The sequence below is a fragment of the Streptomyces sp. NPDC050418 genome, assembly GCF_044458745.1.
Lineage (GTDB): Bacteria > Actinomycetota > Actinomycetes > Streptomycetales > Streptomycetaceae > Streptomyces.
This window is the reverse complement of record NZ_JBITIG010000002.1, coordinates 412,743-427,511: the sequence shown is the minus strand read 5'-3', so window position 1 is coordinate 427,511 and position 14,769 is coordinate 412,743. Positions and strand designations below refer to the sequence as shown.

At 68.3% G+C, this 14,769-nt stretch carries 15 protein-coding genes; 6 read left to right on the top strand and 9 right to left on the bottom strand.

Going from position 1 to position 14,769, the window contains the following annotated elements; genetic code table 11:
* Positions 1 to 225 precede the first annotated feature (225 nt).
* Positions 226 to 1,200 (top strand): peptidase M10, encoded by a 975-nt coding sequence (locus ACIBI4_RS06180; RefSeq protein WP_399202418.1) that lies wholly within the window; start codon positions 226 to 228, stop codon positions 1,198 to 1,200.
* A 6-nt stretch (positions 1,201 to 1,206) separates the two neighbouring features.
* Positions 1,207 to 1,608: a DUF6281 family protein gene (locus ACIBI4_RS06175; RefSeq protein ID WP_399202417.1), complete on the top strand. Its 402-nt coding sequence runs from the start codon at positions 1,207 to 1,209 to the stop codon at positions 1,606 to 1,608.
* A gap of 255 nt (positions 1,609 to 1,863) precedes the next feature.
* Here the strand turns inward: ACIBI4_RS06175 and ACIBI4_RS06170 are convergent, their stop codons facing one another.
* The 3 genes from ACIBI4_RS06170 to ACIBI4_RS06160 all read right to left on the bottom strand — a co-directional run bounded on the left by ACIBI4_RS06170 (position 1,864) and on the right by ACIBI4_RS06160 (position 3,709).
* Positions 1,864 to 2,253: a hypothetical protein gene (locus ACIBI4_RS06170; RefSeq protein WP_399202416.1), complete on the bottom strand. Its 390-nt coding sequence runs from the start codon at positions 2,251 to 2,253 to the stop codon at positions 1,864 to 1,866.
* A gap of 276 nt (positions 2,254 to 2,529) precedes the next feature.
* Entirely contained in the window at positions 2,530 to 2,922 is a 393-nt protein-coding gene (locus tag ACIBI4_RS06165; protein ID WP_399202415.1) for a hypothetical protein, read from the bottom strand.
* Between the two features lie 622 nt (positions 2,923 to 3,544).
* Positions 3,545 to 3,709: a hypothetical protein gene (locus ACIBI4_RS06160; RefSeq protein ID WP_399202414.1), complete on the bottom strand. Its 165-nt coding sequence runs from the start codon at positions 3,707 to 3,709 to the stop codon at positions 3,545 to 3,547.
* Between the two features lie 240 nt (positions 3,710 to 3,949).
* Between ACIBI4_RS06160 and ACIBI4_RS06155 the strand changes: the two genes are divergently transcribed.
* Positions 3,950 to 4,162: a hypothetical protein gene (locus ACIBI4_RS06155; RefSeq protein ID WP_399202413.1), complete on the top strand. Its 213-nt coding sequence runs from the start codon at positions 3,950 to 3,952 to the stop codon at positions 4,160 to 4,162.
* A 186-nt stretch (positions 4,163 to 4,348) separates the two neighbouring features.
* Here the strand turns inward: ACIBI4_RS06155 and ACIBI4_RS06150 are convergent, their stop codons facing one another.
* Entirely contained in the window at positions 4,349 to 4,843 is a 495-nt protein-coding gene (locus ACIBI4_RS06150; RefSeq protein ID WP_399202412.1) for a glutathione peroxidase, read from the bottom strand.
* 158 nt (positions 4,844 to 5,001) lie between these two features.
* On the opposite strand from ACIBI4_RS06150, the gene ACIBI4_RS06145 reads away from it, so the two are divergent.
* Entirely contained in the window at positions 5,002 to 6,180 is a 1,179-nt protein-coding gene (locus tag ACIBI4_RS06145; RefSeq protein WP_399202411.1) for an acyl-CoA dehydrogenase family protein, read from the top strand.
* Between the two features lie 254 nt (positions 6,181 to 6,434).
* On the opposite strand, the gene ACIBI4_RS06140 is transcribed toward ACIBI4_RS06145, so the two are convergent.
* From ACIBI4_RS06140 to ACIBI4_RS06125, 4 genes are all read right to left on the bottom strand, one after another.
* Positions 6,435 to 7,640, bottom strand: a complete 1,206-nt coding sequence (locus ACIBI4_RS06140) for a glycoside hydrolase family 1 protein (RefSeq protein ID WP_399202410.1) — start codon at positions 7,638 to 7,640, stop codon at positions 6,435 to 6,437.
* A 67-nt stretch (positions 7,641 to 7,707) separates the two neighbouring features.
* Positions 7,708 to 8,613, bottom strand: coding sequence for a carbohydrate ABC transporter permease (locus tag ACIBI4_RS06135; RefSeq protein ID WP_399202409.1), 906 nt, complete (start codon positions 8,611 to 8,613; stop codon positions 7,708 to 7,710).
* Positions 8,610 to 9,593: a carbohydrate ABC transporter permease gene (locus ACIBI4_RS06130; protein ID WP_399202408.1), complete on the bottom strand. Its 984-nt coding sequence runs from the start codon at positions 9,591 to 9,593 to the stop codon at positions 8,610 to 8,612. Before ACIBI4_RS06130 ends, ACIBI4_RS06135 begins: the two co-directional genes overlap by 4 nt.
* 63 nt (positions 9,594 to 9,656) lie before the next feature.
* Positions 9,657 to 10,904 carry a sugar ABC transporter substrate-binding protein gene (locus ACIBI4_RS06125; protein ID WP_399202407.1) on the bottom strand — a complete coding sequence of 416 codons (1,248 nt, stop codon included), beginning with the start codon at positions 10,902 to 10,904 and terminating at the stop codon, positions 9,657 to 9,659.
* 254 nt (positions 10,905 to 11,158) lie between these two features.
* On the opposite strand from ACIBI4_RS06125, the gene ACIBI4_RS06120 reads away from it, so the two are divergent.
* Complete coding sequence (locus ACIBI4_RS06120; RefSeq protein WP_399202406.1) at positions 11,159 to 12,175, top strand: acetylxylan esterase; 1,017 nt, start codon at positions 11,159 to 11,161, stop codon at positions 12,173 to 12,175.
* Between the two features lie 33 nt (positions 12,176 to 12,208).
* Here ACIBI4_RS06120 and ACIBI4_RS06115 read toward each other — a convergent pair whose 3' ends face one another.
* Positions 12,209 to 13,315 carry a LacI family DNA-binding transcriptional regulator gene (locus ACIBI4_RS06115; RefSeq protein WP_399202405.1) on the bottom strand — a complete coding sequence of 369 codons (1,107 nt, stop codon included), beginning with the start codon at positions 13,313 to 13,315 and terminating at the stop codon, positions 12,209 to 12,211.
* Positions 13,316 to 13,556: 241 nt separating this feature from the next.
* Here ACIBI4_RS06115 and ACIBI4_RS06110 point away from each other — a divergent pair, with 241 nt between their 5' ends.
* Complete coding sequence (locus ACIBI4_RS06110; RefSeq protein ID WP_399202404.1) at positions 13,557 to 14,720, top strand: alpha-hydroxy-acid oxidizing protein; 1,164 nt, start codon at positions 13,557 to 13,559, stop codon at positions 14,718 to 14,720.
* Positions 14,721 to 14,769 lie beyond the last annotated feature (49 nt).

The window sequence follows — 14,769 nt, the reverse complement described above, 5'->3', positions numbered from 1 at the left end:
AGCGGCTCGCGTGATGGTTGTGTGACTACGATCTGCCAACCTGATCAAGTCTCGCGTGATGCGGGAGAACACGGGGGTGGGGAATGGGTCGAGGGGCAAGAACTGCCGTAGGAAGAGCAGTAGTCGCATGCGCCCTGGTGGTATCTGTGGGGGGGCACTGCGGGGGCTGCACACGCAGCACCGGACCCGGACGGTGTCAAGGAATGTGTCGTTCCTGATGGGGATTTGACGATCGCCGATCTCCCAACCGGCTCAGATGCGCTCGATTGTGAAGTGGTTGGGAGAACGGTCACGTACGACGGTGTCGGCGTTGCCGTCCCTGAGCCGGGAGAAGCGGTGACGGTCAGCGCACTCTCCGTGGACGGGAGTGACCACGGGTTCACACTGCAGGTCGCCGCTGATGGAACCATCAGCTATGAGCTGCCTGGATCCGTGGTGGATGTGGATGTGTCTGGCGCGGACACGCTTGATAGCCCTCGTCAGCCGGCCTATGAGACCTCTGACCTCACGCATGAAGGTGACAGCCACAATGCTGATGCGCCGGATGCGCCCCCGGAGGGAGAGACGGAAGTCGCGGAAGTGGACGCTGCTGTGGCACCCGGTGCCTGCAGCGACGGAACGTACAAGACGCTTGATCTCAAGGAATACGGCACCTACAACTGGTACGTCGGCGACGGTGGCATGCCGGGCGCACTCAGCCGCTCAGCGGCTTCCGTGGCGTTCAGAGATGCGGTGGGAAACATCGTTGGGATGTACAACAACTGCGGTCTCACGGACACCGTAACCGCTCAAGCATCCTATAAGGGCTTCACGGACTACGAGGCCGACATCAGCAGCAGCGGTACGTGTAAAGGCCGCGACGGCCTCAGCACATGGGATGCGGGAGACCTTCCCTCGAACAATTTCGCCATCAGCTGCTCGTGGAGCTATGTGTATGAGGGTAAGAAGAACGACTTGAGGGAAGGGGACGTTCGCTACAACACCACAGACCACGACTTCACGGACTCCCCGACCAGTAGCTGCTACCGGAAGGTAGATGTTCGTGGGCTGGGGACGCACGAGGCCGGCCACGTATTCGGGCTGGCGGATCTGTATGGAGACGACGACAACCTGACCATGTACGGCATCTCGACCTACTGCACCACGAAGGCCAGAACACTGGGCTTGGGTGACGTACGTGGCTTGCGCAGCATCTACTAGAGCGAGGTGAGCCGGATCAAGAGTGCAATGCATCCGAAGCGCATCATGATGGTGGCAGCGGCGTTGCTCGCATCCTCCGCCTGCGGATCTGGTGGGGCGGACGGTGTGTCGGGGACGTCCTGTGCTCGCACGTACACCTTCGAGGATCGGTCGTATCGTGACGTCGAGGAGCTCGACGTGAAGGTGGGGTCGAGGCTTGGGGTCGCGTTGCAGATCCCGTGTAAGGATCAAGGCCAATCCGATCCAGACGTCGAGCCTGTCGGGCCGGACAAGACGGCGTACGAAGTCATCGGGGTGTCTCCGAAAGTCGCGGTTGCTGTTGGGGACTCCCCGGATGACGTTGAGGTGTTCGTTTCCTATGAAGGAAAAAAGCTCCCACCAGAGGTGGAGAAGCTGAAGAAGGGCTGACATGTAGCCGCTGTCCCCAACTTTCATAGTAGGGACAGCGGCCATCTCTTGGGCGGGTCTGCCTGTAGTCGACAGGGGCGCGTCGACCTGCACGCACGACGAAGGCCCGCCGATGCGACGGGCCCCGAGTCCGGACATGAAGAAGGACGCGCCCGCTCGGGTCGCGTCCGTCGTGGTGGTGCGGCGCTGCTACTGCTGGAATGTCACCGCGATCATGGCTGCCTGATCGGGCGTCATGCCCTGCGCGTTGACGCCCTAGCTCTGCAGGAAGGCAACCAACTGCGGGTCAAGCGGAGCAGCGGGGGAAGGGGCCGGGGCAGCCTGCGGTGCTCCCCACTGTCCCGGCGTAGGGCCCGCAGGCGCCGCCTGAGGCTGCGGTGCGGGGACCGTCGGCGTGTTCTGCCACTGGTCGTACGGGAACTGCGGGGCGGCCGCCGCGGGTGCCTGGCCCCACTGCTGAGGCTGCGGTGCGGGGGCCTGCGGGGCGGGCGCCTGCTGCGCGGTCGGCTGCGTGAACTGGTTCCGCGGGTGCGTGTTGATGTGCTGCGTTGCCATCTGCACGTCGGCGTCCGTGTACTCCGCGAGATAGTAGGCACCGGAGTTCCGTCCCTGCGGCGGGCTCTGCGCGAGCCGGCCCAAGACCATGCCCCCGCCGCAGTGCTTCTTGATCTGCGGAACCAGGGCCTTGCTCGCGATGCGGGCATTGGCGAGAGTGGTCGGCTGCCCCGTCTCGGAGTTGATCAGGTCGACGATCGCGACGTCGCTTTCCAGCCCTCGTACGTGGCGGCTGGCCGTTGTCGTCGGTGCCGTTGTACTGGGCGACGTTGTTCGGGTAGATCAGGAACAGCTTGCCCAGCCATTCGGGGTGATCGCGCGGGGTGAACCGGTCGCCCTTGTCGGGCTGTGCGAACTGTGCTGTGGTCACTTGTCCTCTTCCTTGGTCACTTGAAGTTGTTGCGGGGGCCCTGGTCCATCAGGACGCGGACGCTGGCGTTCTTGCGGAAGGCGCCGCCCATCTTCACGGCGGGCGCTGCTCCGAGCCGGGGCGCGAGTACTCCTCAAGGGCGTGCACAAGCACACCGTCCGCCGCGTTCTCGATGAAGCCGGCACGCAGGTGTACACGCGGTCGTTGGCGTCGGCGTTCTTCGCGTCGATGACGACCTTGCTGCCCTGGCCGTTGTCGACTTCGAGCGAGACGGCGTACCGGCGGAAGCTGCCCGTGCCGTTGGGCTGGGCGGAGTAGGCGACCGGGATCACGGCGCGGATCACGTCCGTCATCGTGATCTCTACGACCTCTTCGGCGGTGCCCGCCACCCCGCGGCTCACGTCGCCCAGACCGGACCGGGGCGGGTGGATCAGTCGCTGGTGGTGATCCGATATGCGCCGTACGGCCAGGCGTTGCCGCAGAGCTTGCGGAGCGTGGTGTAGAGGGCGGCCGACTTGTCGCGAAGTAGCCGACGAACTCGTGCCAGTCGCCCTCGGGGTCATCGATGCGCGCCCGGTAGCCGCCCGGATCCCGGGCGAGGTTGGCCACGACACCCAGTCCCGGCATGGCGAGGAACAGAACGCCTTCGTCGGTCCGCTCGCCCCATCGGTACGAGGCGACCGGGACCTTCCGGACGGACTTGCCTTTGGACGTGCCGCCGTAGATCACGGCGTAGACGGTCGTCATGACGCCCCCTCAGTCGCAGGTCGAGGAGCGGGTGATGGATGCGCGGCGCGCGTGGATCGGACCAACCGCCTCGGTCCACGGGTCGACCAGGGTGAACCGGCAGTCACCGATTCCGAGGCGATCCATCGCTTCGCAGATGGAGCACGGGCACGGGACAGCGATCCAAAGTCCGTGATCGGCCTTGATGGAACCGTGATAGATCACGGGGGTCAAGGGGCTCGATGAAGTCGAGCGATCGGAACACGGTGTCGGACATGACTCCCCCTACGGGTGGCTGCGGATGGGTTCGGCGGTGGGCGTCCAGCGCATGGCGTCGCCGCTGACGAAGCGGGTGCGGCGGGGCGCCGGGACGCGGGCGGCGGGGTTGGTGCGGGGGTAGCGGTCCCACGCGATGGCCAGCACCTGCGCCTCACTCGCGCGGTAGGCCATGACGCGGCGGAAGCGGCCGTTGATCAGGCGGAACGCCTTGCGGGGCTCGCGGCCGTAGCGCGCCCGGTAGGTCTCGGCAAGCGACGGTGATCTCCATGGTGTCCTCCCCTTCTCTGCCCTTGTAGCTACAAGAGTGCCGGCATTCGTAGCTGCAAAGGGAGGGGTCGGTCCATGATTTTGTAGCTACAATAGAAGTGGGAAGTCTTGTTCCGTGTAGCTACAAACCGCTACCTTGTTCGCATGGCTGACGAGAGCGACTACTACAAGCCCCGGCAGATGCGCATCCCTGACGGCGAGTGGCTGCCGTTCGAGGACGCGGCCAAGGCCGTGCATCCCGAGGGCCGCGGCCCGCGCGCTGCCGTCGTACGGGAGTTCATCCGCTGGTACATGCGGCGCCCAGGCGCCAAGCTCCCTGAGCGGCCCCCGGCCGGCTCGTGGTCCAAGGCTGACTGATCACGTACGCGAGCAGCCCCGGTCCCGTGGAGGGGTAGGACCGGGGCTGCTCTGTGCTCCCCGCGCGTTCGGTCGCGGGGTCCCCGCCGCTGACCCGGAGTGAGACGGGCCTTGCCCGGGCGGGGGAGTCTGGGCGTGACGAAGGCGCCCAGCCCTGAGGGCGAGCGCCTACGGTGTCGGGGTGAATCAGGCGGGCAGCGCAGCCTCGATCGCGGCGATCAGCTCGGGGGCTTCGGGCTCGGTGCGCGGGCGGAAGCGCAGAATCTGCAGCTCACCGTCACGTGAAAATGCGAGGAACTTCTCGAAGTTCCACTGGATGTCGCCCGCCTCACCCTCCCCATCCGCAGTCTGCGTCAGCACCTCGTACAGCGGGTGCCGCGATGCCCCGTTCACGTCCAGCTTCTCCAGGAGCGGGAACGTGACGCCGTACGTCGTCGAGCAGAACGTTTCGATTTCGTCGGCCGTGCCCGGCTCCTGTGCGCCGAACTGGTTGCACGGTGCGCCGATGACCGTGAAGCCGCGGTCGGCGTAGCGCTTCTGGAGGCGCTCCAGGCCCTCGTACTGCGGGGTGAGGCCGCAGCGGGAGGCGACGTTCACGAGGAGGATCGCCTTGCCCTTGTGGTCGGCCAGGGTGGTGTCCGCGCCGGTGAGGGTGCGCAGCGGGATGTCGTACAGGCTCATCGAGGCTCCAAGTCAGGGCGCGTGCAGGAGGGCGCAGGTGCGCCGTCAAGCATCCTACGCAGCGGGTTCCGTGAGCCCATGTGCCGTTGCGTCTTCCCCATTACTGAAACAAGTTCTACTGTGTGCGCCGCCAAGGACCGTCAGAGCCAGGAGGGGCCGTGCACCTCGAATACACGCCTGAGCAGCAGCAGTTGCGCGCCGAGCTGCGTGCGTACTTCGCCGAGCTGGTGCCGGACCACGCCTACGCCCGGTACGAGGACCCGGCCGAGCAGAAGCGGTTCTACCGCGAGACGATCCGGCGGCTCGGCAGCGACGGGTGGCTGGGGGTGAGCTGGCCGAAGGAGTACGGGGGACGCGGGTTGACCCCGATGGAGCAGTTCATCTTCTTCGACGAGGCCGCGCAGGCCAACGTTCCGCTGCCGATCATGGGGCTCAACACCGTCGGCCCGACGATCATGCAGTTCGGTACCGAGGAGCAGAAGCAGTACTTCCTGCCGAAGATCCTCTCCGGGGAGATCGACTTCGCGATCGGGTACAGCGAGCCGGACGCCGGGACCGATCTCGCCGCGCTGAAGACGAGGGCTGTGCGGGAAGGCGACGAGTACGTCGTCAACGGGCAGAAGATCTGGACCACCAACGGTGACACCGCGGACTGGGTGTGGCTGGCCGTGCGGACCGATCCGGAGGCGCCGCCGCACAAGGGCATCACGATGCTGCTCGTGCCGACGTCCGACCCCGGCTACACCTGCACCATCATCAACACCCTCGCCTCGCACGACACCACGGCCAGCTATTACGAGAACATCCGGGTGCCCGTGAGCAGGCGGGTGGGCGAGGAGAACAAGGGCTGGCGGCTCATCACGAATCAGCTGAACCACGAGCGCGTCACGCTCGCCGCGCACGGCACGATGGCGATCCGCGCGCTGCACAACGTGCAGAAGTGGGCCGAGGAGACCAAGCTCGCCGACGGCCGGCGCGTTCTCGACCTCGGCTGGGTGCGCAAGCGGCTCGCGATGACGCACACCAAACTCGATGCGATGAAGCTGCTCAACTGGCAGATGGTGAACGCGGTGCAGAACGGCACCCTCACCCCGCAGGACGCCTCCGCGGTCAAGGTGTACGGGTCCGAGGCGCGCAGGGACGCGTACGCCTGGCTGATGGAGGTCGTCGGGGCGGCCGGTCCGCTCAAGGAGGGATCGGCGGGCGCGGTGCTCCACGGTGAACTGGAGCGCGGATACCGCAGCGCCGTGATCTTCACGTTCGGCGGCGGCAACAACGAGATCCAGCGGGAGATCATTTCCTGGATCGGGCTGGGGATGCCCCGCGTACGCAGGTGAGGCCGAAGGCGGGGCCCGGCGCGCGTGCTCGCGCCGGACCCCGCCCGGGTGGGCCTGCGCGGTCAGGTGGCGCAGGCCCTCGGGACCAGGACAGCGGGGTGTTGGCTCCTGGACCCGCACGTCCCGGAGCGTCCTAGGGGCGTCGCTCCGGAACGGGTCGTGGTGCGGCGGCCGGCCGGTGGATCCGCGGTGCCCCCGTCGATCCGCGGTGATTCCGCCGGTCTGCAGTGACTCCGCGCGACCGCCGCCTGCGATCAGTGCAACCGCGGCAGCGACTGCTCGTGGCCGAGGCCGCCGAGCCAGTGGGCGGCCGGCTTGGGCGTACGGGCGAAGGTCTCGCCGTCCCAGCCGATCAGGCCGAACGTGGCCTTGTACGTACCCCACTCGTAGTTGTCGAGCGCGCTCCACGCGAGGTAGCCGCGGACGTCGATGCCGTCCTCCATGCAGGCGGCGACGGCGTCGAGTGCGCCCGCGTAGTAGTCGATACGGCGCTGCTCGTCACCCGTGGCGATGCCGTTCTCGGTGACGATCAACGGGATGCCCGGGCCGATGAGTGCGGCGGTGTGCCGGATCGCGTGGCCGACGGCGGAGGGGTAGTACTCCCACTGCGTCAGGGTCCGCTCGGCGTCGTCCGGGGCGGGCACCGGGCCGTCGGCGCCGATCTTCGTACGGGTGTAGGACTGCACGCCGATCCAGTCGTCGCCGCGGGCCGCCTCGATGAAGACGTCCTCGCGCGGACCGCGGTACGCGGCGGTGAGGTCCTCGGCACCGGGAAGGGCCTGGTAGACCTGGTTGGCGATGGTCCAGCCGACCTGGATGCCGGGGTTGATGGAGCGGACGGCCTGCACCGCGGCGTGGTGCGCGGCGATGACGGCGTGCGTCGTCTCCTCCTCGGGGAAGGGCAGCCCGGCGGGCGGGAAGCCCTGCTCGCCGCGCTTGGCGAGACCGGCCATCACGGCGATCATGTTCGGCTCGTTGATGGTGCACACATGCCGTACGCCCTCGGCGATGATCGGCGCGCACTGTTCGACGTACCGCGCGAAGAGCTCCACGGCGCCGTCGGCGGTGAAGCCGCCGAGGTCCTCGAACCACTGCGGGATCGTGAAGTGGTGCAGGGTCACCATGGGGCGCAGGCCACGGGCGATGGCGCCCTCGACCATCCGCCGGTAGTGCGCGATCTCGGCGCGCGAGAAGTGGCCGCGGGCCGGCTCGATACGGGCCCACTCCACGCTGAACCGGTAGTCGGTGAAGCCGAGCTCCGCCAGCAGGTCCATGTCCTGCTCCCAGCGGTGGTAGCTGTCGCAGGCGTCGAGGCTGGGCTCGGCGATCCCCGCCGCCGGGTCGTGCTCCTTGCGCCACCAGTCGCTGTTGACGTTGTTGCCCTCGATCTGGTGGGCAGCGGTGGAGGCGCCCCACAGGAAGCCGTCGGGGAAGGGCGTGCGGGCAGGGGTGGGCGTCATGGCGGTGCCTGTCTTTCTGCGTACGAGGCGTACGAGGGAGGAGTGCGGTGGCGAGGGCCGGTGGGTGCTACTTCATGCCGGCGGTCGCGATGCCCTGGGTGAAGTGCCGCTGAAGGACGGCGAAGACGACGAGGACCGGAAGGACGACGAGCAGCGAGCCGGCCATGAGCATGCCGTTGGCGCCGCCCACCGTGCGGTTGGGGTCGTTGGCGAACGTGGCGAGGGCCACCGGGAGCGTGTACTTGTCCGGGTCGTTGGTCGCGATCAGCGGCCAGATGAAGTTGTTCCACGACCCGAGGAACGTGAAGATCGTCAGCGTGGCGAGCGCCGGCTTGACCAGCGGGATCACGATCCGCCAGAAGATGTACCACTCACCGGCGCCGTCCATCCGCGCCGCTTCGAGCAGCTCGTCCGGGATGGCCTGCATGAACTGCCGCATCAGGAAGACACCGAAGGCCGCCGCCGCGAACGGCAGGACGAGTCCCGCGTACGTGTCGAGCAGGTTCAGCTGGTTGATGAGCACGAACAGCGGCAGGACCATCAGGTTCGCCGGCACCATCAGGGCGGCCAGGACGATGCCGAAGACCTTCGAGCGGCCGGTGAAGTTCAGCTTCGCGAGTGCGTAGCCGAGCATCGAGCAGAACAGCAGATTGCACACGGTCACGAGGACCGCGACGATCAGCGAGTTCAGGAAGTACTGCGGCATGTCCAACTGGTCGAGCAGATCCCGGAAGTTCTGCAGCGTCCACTCGGAGGGCAGCCACACCGGCGGGCTCGCCGTGAGGTCCTTCTTCGTCTTGAAGGCGCTCAGCGCCATCCAGAGGAAGGGCGCGGCCATCACGAGGAGACCGAGCGACGCGATCACGTACAGGACGGGCTTGCTGACGCGACCCTGCTGGCGGCGGCGCTCAGGAGCGACCGGGGGTGCGGCTGTGGGTGCGACCGGGGGTGCGGCGGTGGGTGCGGCGCTCATTTCGTGTTGTCCTTCATCAGTCGCAGCTGCAGCACCGTGATCGCCATGATCACCACGAACAGGACGTACGCCATGGCGCTCGCGTAGCCCATGTTGAAGAAGCTGAAGCCCTGCTTGTACATGTCGAGCGACACGGTCAGCGTGGCGTCGGACGGACCGCCCTGGGTCATCACGAACGGCTCCTCGAAGACGTTGAGATAGCCGATCGTGGTGATGACCGTGGTGTACAGGAGCGTCGGCCTGAGCAGCGGGACCGTGATCCGGCGCAGCTCCTGGAAGGCGTTCGCCCCGTCCAGACGCGCGGCCTCGCGGACCTCCGTGGGGATGGCCTGCAGCCCGGCGATCATCAGGACCATCACGGTGCCGAGGTTGCGCCACACCGCCATCGCGATCAGGGACGGCATGGCCCAGGTCTCCGAGCCGAGGAAGTCCGGTGCGGTGAAGCCGAGTTCGTCACCGAGCCCGGCGATCAGCCCGTCGGACGGGTCGAGCACGAACCGCCACACGATCGCCACGGCGACGATCGTCGTCACCACGGGGGCGTAGAAGCCGACACGGAAGAACGTACGGGCCCGGTCGATGCCGTTGTTGAGCAGGATCGCGATCAGCAGGCCGAGCCCGATGGTCAGCGGCACCCCGACGACCACGAAGTAGGCCGTGTTGAACAGTGCCCTGAGGAATTGCTCGTCGCCGAACAGCTTCACGTAGTTGTCGAAGCCGACGAACCGGGCCTCCAACGGGCGCCGTACATGCCGCTGCCCGAAGTCGGTGAAGCTCATCAGGAGCGTCGCCACGATCGGGAAGAGCATGAAGACGCCGAAGAGCACCAGGAACGGGGTGGAGAACAGCCAGCCGGCCAGGTTCTGCTTCCCCATCGAGCGCCTTCTGCGCCGCCCGCCGCGGCCGTCGGGCCCTTTGGGGGCACCGCCCGGGGTCTTGGCGACCCCGGCGCGTGCGCGGGTGGGTGTCGTCGTCGACATGGTCCGTCCTTCGGGCTTCCGGCGTGCGAGGCGCCGGGGTGGTGAGTGACGTCGTGGTGGCCGCTACTTCGCCACGAGGCCCTCGATCTCCTTCTGCGCGGCGTCGAGCGCGCTCTGCGCGGAGGCCTTGCCCTGGGTGACCTTCTCGACGGCCGTGTCGATCTTCGAGGTGATCTCGGTCCACTTGGGCTGGGCGGGGGCGACCTGGGCCGACTCCATCTGGGTCTTCCAGATCTTCATGTTCGGGTCGGTGGCCAGCTGACCGCGGTCCCACGCGCTCACGTTGGCCGGGAGGTCCTTGGTGCGCTTGTACCAGTCGGCCTGGCCCTTGGTGTCCGTGAGGTACTTGATGAACTCCCCGGCGGCCGCCTTGTGCTCGCTGTCCGCGGAGATCGTGAGGGCGGAGCCGCCGGCCATGGAGGCGGAGGTCTCGTCGGCGGGCACGTTCGCGACGGCCCACTTGCCCTTCAGGTCCGGATAGTTGTCGTCGATCAGGCCCATGATCCAAGGGCCGCCGAAGAACATCGGCACGGAGCCGTTGTTGAAGTCCTTGGTGACGTCGTAACCGGGACGTACGGACTTCTCACTGAGGCCCTTCTCGAAGTAGCCGCCGTAGTTCTCCAGTGCCTTCACGGCCTCCGGGCTGTTCGCCACGGCTTTGCCGTCCTTGGTGACGATCTGGCCGCCGGCCGAGTACAGGAACTGGTAGAAGCTCTGCACGGTGTCGAGGCCGCCGGGCTGGATCGACAGACCCCACTTGCTGCCGGCCTTCTTCTGGAGCTTCTCCGCGGCCTGCCGCAGCTCGTCCATCGTGGCCGGGGCCTTGTCGACGCCCGCCTTCTCGGCGAGGTCGGTGCGGTAGTAGAGGACGCGGGTGTCGACGTACCACGGCACGCCGTAGGTCTCGCCCTCGAACTCGCCCTGGCTCCAGCCGGCGGGGAAGTAGTCCTTCTCCTCGAAGGTCTTCGTGTCGACGGGCTCGAGCGCGCCCATGGAGGCGAACTCGGTCATGTAGCTGCCGCCCATCTGCATCACGTCGGGCAGCCTGCCCGCGGCGGCAGCGGCGACAAGCTTCTGGTGGGCCACGTCCCAGCCGATCGGGGTCACCTTCACCGTGATGTTCGGGTTGGCCTTCTCGTAGACCTTCGCGACATCGGCGAGCTTCTCGCCCTCGGCGCCCATCGCCCACACGCTCAGCGTCTGCTTCGAGTCCGCGGAAGTCTGCGAGCCGCTCGAACCACCACAGGCGGTGAGGGTCAGCGCGGAGGCCAACGTGACGGCCACGGCAGCGGTGGTGGCGGCGCGGTTCATGGACGGCTCCTCTTCGAGCGATTCCGATGTATGCGCTGTCTGTAAGCGCATACATAACTCTGTGGCAACCGCTCGGATGTGACAAGAGGGGTCTTGGTCACACTCCCTCGACGGGAAGTCCGTACCGCTAGTTGTTTGCTAAACGAAACTACCTGGAGACGGCCGTTTCAGTCGAACCTGATTTCTGGCACCTCGCGTTCCCGGCGCACCCCGGCCGACGGGGAACCCCGCCCGGGCTGGCTAGGGTCGGCCGTATGACCCGCACCCGTGCCGACGCCGGCGCCCGCCCGGCCTTCGCCCACGACTTCCCGTTCGATCCTGCCTACGGCTGCACGCTCGACGACCTGTTGGGCATCCCGGCGCCCGCGGGGCCCGAGGATTTCGAGGCCTTCTGGCGCGAGCGCCACGCCCGGGCGCTCGCCGTGCGACCCGAGCCCGAAGCGGGCCGCGTGGTGGAGCAGCGCGACGGCGTACGCATCCACGACGTGACGTACTCCACTATCGGAGGCGTACGGCTCGGGGGCTGGCTGGTCCTGCCCGAGGACGGCGAGGCCGAGCACGGCTTCGTCATCGGCCACGGGTACGGCGGCCGGGACGTGCCAGGCCGCGCCGTACCCCTGCCGCTGCCGCGCTCGGCGGCGATCCTGCCCTGTGTGCGCGGCATGGGCACCCGGAGCCTGCTGCCAGGGGTGCCCTCCATCGCCGACGAGCACGTGCTGCACGGCATCGGCTCACGGGAGTCGTACGTGATCGGCGAGTGCGTAGCCGACCTCTGGTGCGCGGCGACCGCGCTGCTCGAACTCGTCCCCGGCCTGTCGCCGAACCTCGGGTATCTGGGGGAGAGCTTCGGGGGCGGCCTGGGGGCGCTCGCGCTGCCCTGGGACGACCGCCTCGCGGCCGGCCGCCTGACCGTTCCGACCTTCGGCAACCACCCGCTGCGGCTGACGCTCGACTGCGTGGGCAGTGGCGCAGCGGTCCGCCGTCATCACGAGGAACACCCCGAAGTCACCGATGTCCTGCGGTACTTCGACGCGGCGACGGCCGCCGGCCGTATCGACAAGCCGGTGCTGACGGCCCCGGCCCTGTTCGATCCGGCCGTGCCGCCGCCCGGTCAGTTCGCGGTGTACAACGGGCTGCCCACGGGGGCCGGGCGTGAGCTGCACGTACTGGAGGCGGGGCACTTCGAGTGGGACGGGGAGGAGCGGTCCGTCGCCGAACTGGACCGTGCGACAGGGGAGTTCTTCGGGAGGGTGCTGGGGCGGCGGGGCTGAGTCCGGGCGGGATCTGCGACCCTCGCCACCGACTCAGCGGTCGAGCGCCCCGCACCCGCAACTGGCCCGCCGCACCACGGACACGGGCAGCGTCATGGACACCGGCTCCTCGGTCCTGCCCGAGGTCCGGTCGTTCAGGCGGCGCACCAGGAGCTCCACCGCCTCCTCGCCCATGCGGCGCATCGGCTGCCGCACCGTGGTGAGGGCCGGGCGCACCAGGCGGCTCAGGGCGATTCCGTCGAATCCGGTGACCACCACATCCTGCGGCACCCGCACCCCACGGCGTTCCAGGGTGTGCAGCGCTCCGACGGCCATCTGGTCGTTGGCGAACAGGAGTGCCTCGGGCCGTTCCCCGGGCCGGTCGAGGAGCGCGTCGGCCGCCTCCGCACCCTGCGCCTGCGTCATCATCCCGACCCGCAGATCCGGTTCCGCACTCACCGTGAGCCCTGCGGTCCTGCACGCCTCCACGTACCCGCGGAACCGCGCCTCGACGTCCGGCGACTCCTCCGCGGAGCCCACGTAGGCGAGCCGCCGCAGGCCGTGGTCCTCGATCAGGTGCCGGGTCAGCTCGCGCTGGCCGTCGGCGTTGGCGACCTCGATGTGGTCCAGGTGGTCGAGCTGGTTCTCGCGCGGCCCGGCGAGCATCACCACGGGCCGGCGGCGCGACAGCACCTCGAGTTCCTCGGTCGGTACGGTGCGGGCCAGTACCGCGAAGCCGTCGACGCGTCCCGCGACCTTCGCCACGAGGCTCTCCGGGCCGCCCTTCAGCGACGCGGCGATCAGCAGCGCGTAACCATGGCGCCGGGCGGCCCGTTCCATGCCGCGGATGATCTGGTCGGAGTAGAGCATGGCCGCTTCGTCGTCCGCCTCGTCCCCGTACGCGGAGGCGCCCGCCTCGGCACCGGACTCGGCGTCCGGGTCCGAGTAGTCGGGGAAGCAGAGGCCGAGCACGCCCGTGGAACGGCTCGCGAGCCCGCGCGCGTTGCCGCTCGGCACGTAGCCGAGATCCCGTGCGACCGCGAGCACCCGCTCCCTTGTCTGCGCGCGCACCGAGTCGGGGTTGCGGTAGACGCGGGACACGGTGGCGATGGAGACACCGGAACGTTCGGCGACGTCGTACACCGTGGGGGCGGAGCTCACGGAATCGGTCCCCCGAGTCTTGAGCGGAGCGGCATAAAGGATGAAAGCGCATTCAGCCTAGGTGGACCTTGGTATGCGGGCAAGGTCGGGTGTGCGTCGTCGACGGGGCCGCGAAGGTGCGGGCCCGCGTGATCGATTTATGTCGCCGCCCGCCCCTGCCGTAACCGCAGAACCCATGCCACCGTGTCACCGGGCACAAAATACGGGCCGGTAACCAAGTGCGGGCGAGTGGGAGCGGACGATGGCCGGGTACGGCGACTACCAGCTGGAGATCTACCTCAACGGACTGAGCGGTGTCGTGCCCCGCTTCCCCATGACCTTCGAGGGGTGGGAGGAGAAGGCGCGCGCCGCGATGGAGCCGTCGGTCTGGTCGTACGTGACCGGGGGAGCGGGCGACGAGCACACCCAGCGTGCCAACGTCACCGCCTTCGAGAAGCACGGACTGATCCCGCGGATGTTCGTGGGCGCCAAGGACCGCGACCTGTCCGTGTCGATGTTCGGCCTGACGCTGCCCACCCCGCTGATGATGGCGCCCATCGGGGTGCTCGGCCTGTGCGCGCAGGACGGGCACGGCGATCTCGCGACGGCACGGGCCGCGGCGCGGACCGGTGTGCCGATGATCGCCTCGACGCTGACCGTCGACCCGCTGGAGGACGTGGCCGCCGAGTTCGGTGAGACGCCCGGCTTTTTCCAGCTGTACACGCCCACGAACCGCGATCTGGCCGCCAGCCTCGTCGAGCGTGCCGAGAAGGCCGGGTACAAGGGCATCGTCGTCACCCTCGACACCTGGGTCACCGGCTGGCGTCCGCGCGACCTGGCGACCAGCAACTTCCCCCAGCTGCGCGGCCACTGCCTCGCCAACTACACCAGCGACCCGGTCTTCCGCTCGCTGCTGCCGCAGCCGCCCGAGCAGGACATGAACAGCGCGGTGCTGCACTGGGCGGGCGTCTTCGGCAACCCGCTCACCTGGGAGGACCTGCCCTGGCTGCGCTCCCTCACTTCGCTCCCGCTGATCGTGAAGGGCCTGTGCCACCCGGAGGACGTGCGCCGCGCCAAGGACGGCGGCGTGGACGGCATCTACTGCTCCAATCACGGCGGCCGCCAGGCCAACGGCGGTCTCGCCTCGCTCGACGCCCTGCCCGGTGTCGTCGAGGCAGCGGACGGACTGCCGGTGATCTTCGACTCCGGTGTCCGCAGCGGTACGGACGTGGTGAAGGCCCTCGCGCTCGGGGCGACCGCCGTCGCCGTCGGACGCCCGTACGCGTACGGGCTCGCCCTCGGCGGTGTCGACGGCCTGGTCCATGTGCTGCGGGCGCTGCTCGCCGAGGCGGACCTGCTGATGGCGGTCGACGGCTACCCCACGCTCGCGGACCTCACCCCGCAGGCGCTCCGCTCGGTGAGCTGAGCGACGCGCGGGGCCTCCGCGCCACACGCTTGCCCCGTCCGGAGTGCGG

What these genes read in the sequence shown, in the direction of transcription:
- ACIBI4_RS06170 (WP_399202416.1), bottom strand. Translation starts at nt 2,253, where the DNA reads ATGGTCTTGGGCCGGCTCGCGCAGAGCCCGCCGCAGGGACGGAACTCC.
- ACIBI4_RS06160 (WP_399202414.1), bottom strand. Translation starts at nt 3,709, where the DNA reads ATGGCCTACCGCGCGAGTGAGGCGCAGGTGCTGGCCATCGCGTGGGAC.
- ACIBI4_RS06155 (WP_399202413.1), top strand. Translation starts at nt 3,950, where the DNA reads ATGGCTGACGAGAGCGACTACTACAAGCCCCGGCAGATGCGCATCCCT.
- ACIBI4_RS06150 (WP_399202412.1), bottom strand. Translation starts at nt 4,843, where the DNA reads ATGAGCCTGTACGACATCCCGCTGCGCACCCTCACCGGCGCGGACACC.
- ACIBI4_RS06140 (WP_399202410.1), bottom strand. Translation starts at nt 7,640, where the DNA reads ATGACGCCCACCCCTGCCCGCACGCCCTTCCCCGACGGCTTCCTGTGG.
- ACIBI4_RS06135 (WP_399202409.1), bottom strand. Translation starts at nt 8,613, where the DNA reads ATGAGCGCCGCACCCACCGCCGCACCCCCGGTCGCACCCACAGCCGCA.
- ACIBI4_RS06130 (WP_399202408.1), bottom strand. Translation starts at nt 9,593, where the DNA reads ATGTCGACGACGACACCCACCCGCGCACGCGCCGGGGTCGCCAAGACC.
- ACIBI4_RS06125 (WP_399202407.1), bottom strand. Translation starts at nt 10,904, where the DNA reads ATGAACCGCGCCGCCACCACCGCTGCCGTGGCCGTCACGTTGGCCTCC.
- ACIBI4_RS06120 (WP_399202406.1), top strand. Translation starts at nt 11,159, where the DNA reads ATGACCCGCACCCGTGCCGACGCCGGCGCCCGCCCGGCCTTCGCCCAC.
- ACIBI4_RS06110 (WP_399202404.1), top strand. Translation starts at nt 13,557, where the DNA reads ATGGCCGGGTACGGCGACTACCAGCTGGAGATCTACCTCAACGGACTG.